Consider the following 3106-nt stretch of genomic DNA (forward strand, 5'->3'; position numbering starts at 1 on the left):
GGGTGCTTTTAGAGCGCTAGCGGCGGTAAATTCGAGGGCGCGATCGGTGGTTTTAGCAGGCTCCATTTTGGCGGCGACATTAGCTCTCGCGATGCCTGCGGGCGCGACCGAGACGGGCGAGGCGGCGGCAAAACACGCGGCGGCAGATAAAATTTGCCTGCAAAAGACGAGCTACAAAACAGAAGGCGGCGCCGTGCCGCGCTACGAATATGAAGTGAGCCAAAACTATGACGCCAAAACCCGCCGCCTAGAAAAAATCTACAAAAAGAGTAGCGAAGAGGGAGCGTCCGTATCGAAAAGCTTTAGCAAATTTGACGAAAGCGGCGAGCGCGAGATCGAAAATGTCGAATACGACTGGGACGCGAATACAAACAAATTGCGCGAAACGGCGATGAGCAAGCAGGAGATCGCTGCTGACGGCTCAAAAATTTATTTCAGCCTGCAAAGCAAGGACGGCAAGCCATACGAGGGTGAAAAAGCCGTCGAAAAGCGCGAAGGCAAAACGGAAATTTTGCAAAATTTCACGCTAAAAAAGGGCAGATGGACGCCGACGCACCTTACAAAAAGGATTGTCGATGAAAACGACAGAAACAATTTCGTAGCGACCTATGAATGGAACGCCAAAGCGAAAAAATGGATGCCGTACGAAAAATCGATATACCATTACAACGGCGACATTTACGCGGGCTCCGAAGGCTACGCGTGGCGCGGCAAATGGGTGCCGCTTACAAAACATACCGTCTTTACGGCAGCGGACGGGACGCGCAGCGAGATAAATTTTGCGTGGCGCGACGGCGCCTGGCAGCGCGATGAAAAGATATTGCGCAAGATCGAGCCTAAGTATAGGCGCTTTAGCGAGCTAAGATCGCGCTGGGACGCCGCAAAAAACGAGTGGAGGGAGTACTACAAAAACGTGCACGAGGAGACCGATGAAAGCAGGCCTCTGCGCGAGCAAACCGTGCTTTGGCGCGAGGAGCTGCAGCGCTGGGAGGTCGTGTTTGAAAACGAGTTTAGCTACGACGCGCGCGGCAACGTGATAAAAAATCGCACGGCCTCCGATGGCAAGCAGTACGAGTATATCTACGGCTACGACGAGGCGGGCAACAACATCTCCATCATCCTGCGCGAGCCTGATGAGAGCGGCAAATGGCACGAAACGCAAAAGACGCAAAACGTCTTTGAGCCTGAAATTTTAGCGCACGACGTCCTGGATCGCGGCTTCATCGGCGACTACATAGCCGCGGGCGAAAACGCGATCAAAAGCAGCAAGCAGTATTTTCTAAAAGACGGTGAGTTTAAGCTAAACGAAACTCGCGAGTGGGTTTACGGCAAATGCGAGCCGCAATAAAATTTGGAAAATCTCATGAACGAGCCTTATATCGTTAAAATTTCAGATAGCGACGCGATGATGTTCGGCTGCGAAGCGGACGAGCGGGTGCGCGAATTTGCCGCTAAATTTGACGGTTGGGAGTATGAAAGCGAGTTTGAGCGGACCAGCTATCTGCTCGGTACGGACGTTTTTATCGAGGTCGCGAGCGAGGAGAGCTTAAATGAAGGCACCTTACGCGCTCAAATTTTAAACGAAAAGGCTTTGGACGCTGACGGCGGCACGACGTTTTTGAGCCTGCGAGAGTGGGACGGCAAGGGGCATTCGCGCGAGCGATGAAATTTTACGCGCCATCAGCGAGGATGAGGACGGCGGCGCGGCATATCTGCTCCTTAGTCCGAAACACATAGCCGCATAGGAGCTACGAGGCGCCTTTGAGAACAAGCCGCCGCAGGAATTTGCGCGCATCATCGAGGCTCTCGTCATTCAGAAGATGAACGCCTACCGAGCCAACGCTGGCCTGCCCGAGCTGGTTGTCTCCGATACGGTGACCACCGACGCTCGCGCGTGGAGCAAGCACATGTCGGACCATGATAACTTCAACCACGACCCGGACTACAAGTACTTCGGCTCGGGCAAGCTCGACGGCGGTGACACGACCTACGCCGGTGAGAACATCGCCTACAACCATCGAGAGAACTTCGGCGACAAGTGGGGCGCCTATGGCACCTCCAAGAATCCGATGCAGGCGGCGGACGCACTCTTCGATCAGTGGAAGAACTCCTCTGGCCACGACAAGAACATGCTGGCCCAGAGCAACGTTGTTGGCGTCGGCGTGCATATTGCGAAGCACGGTAACTTCACGCGTATCTACGGCACTCAGAAGTTCTACGCTGTCACCGGCGGCTCGCCCAACGTGTCGCGCTTCCACACGACTGGCGATACTGCGTCCGCGTACGGCTTCGACGGTGCCGCTTTCAACGCCGACAACACCAACTACGTCTCCGGCCTCGCGGGTGGCGGCGACGCGCAGCGCGCCAACTCCTGGCAGAACAAGGTGGGTTCCCGGTGTCGCCCTCCCCGTTGACGTGTCGAGCCTCCCCGCAAACGCTGGATCTGCTGCGCCCGCGACCTCGACGCCCACACCCGCTGACACCGCACCCTCTGCTGAGCGTCAGCAGGCCGTGATCGACACGCAGGCATCTGTCAACGCCGCTCAGGCTGCTCTGGACGAGTATCTGGCCTCGGCTGAGGAAAGGAAGCCCGTCACCTCTCTCGTGGATATCGACGCTGAGCTTGATCGTGTCGCGGAGTCCATTGCATCCCAGACCGCCGTGCGCCCCGAAAAGGCTGGTGGCGTCACGCTGCAGGGTGGCGAGAACGCTGGCCAATACTTGACCGCCACCGAGTATCGCGATGCCCTCACGCGTTGCACGACCCTCTCTGTCGAGCAGGATGGCAACAACCTCTCCGTGGGTGACGGGGTAGATTCGACGCCGGATCAGCAGGCCCCGTCGGATGAGACACCCGCGCTCGCGAACGGCGATGAGAACCCCTCCGTGGGCCAGGAGCCCGGTCAGATGCCCGCTCCTTCCGTTTCGTCTGCTGCCCCCTCCGCTCCCGCAAACGGTGGTGGCGACCCGGCTTCGGAGCCCTCAGCTCCCGCCAACGGTGATGGCAACCCGTCTGTCACGCCTTCCGCCCCCGCGAACGGTGATGGCAACCCGGCTGCACCTGAGACGAGCACTCCCGCCGACGATCAGGGCGTGGTGACCGCTC

Annotated in this window: 3 protein-coding genes and 1 pseudogene; all 4 read left to right on the plus strand. The window is 57.8% G+C overall.

From position 1 onward, the window contains the following. The coding region (locus tag Q0198_RS08755) for a hypothetical protein (protein ID WP_297897078.1) at window positions 1-1348 on the plus strand (1348 nt) is incomplete at its 5' end. 15 nt (window positions 1349-1363) lie between these two features. After that, complete coding sequence (locus tag Q0198_RS08760) at window positions 1364-1666, plus strand: hypothetical protein (protein WP_297897079.1); 303 nt, start codon at window positions 1364-1366, stop codon at window positions 1664-1666. 154 nt (window positions 1667-1820) lie between these two features. Then, entirely contained in the window at window positions 1821-2414 is a 594-nt protein-coding gene (locus Q0198_RS08765; protein WP_297897082.1) for a CAP domain-containing protein, read from the plus strand. A gap of 97 nt (window positions 2415-2511) precedes the next feature. Next, a pseudogene (locus Q0198_RS08770) lies at window positions 2512-3106 on the plus strand (hypothetical protein); the annotation flags it as partial.

It is taken from the genome of uncultured Campylobacter sp. (genome assembly GCF_938045205.1).
Taxonomy (GTDB): domain Bacteria; phylum Campylobacterota; class Campylobacteria; order Campylobacterales; family Campylobacteraceae; genus Campylobacter_B.

Bases quoted from the DNA above. Each gene is read 5' to 3' on its own strand.
- Q0198_RS08760 (WP_297897079.1), top strand. From the start codon at position 1,364: ATGAACGAGCCTTATATCGTTAAAATTTCAGATAGCGACGCGATGATG.
- Q0198_RS08765 (WP_297897082.1), top strand. From the start codon at position 1,821: ATGAACGCCTACCGAGCCAACGCTGGCCTGCCCGAGCTGGTTGTCTCC.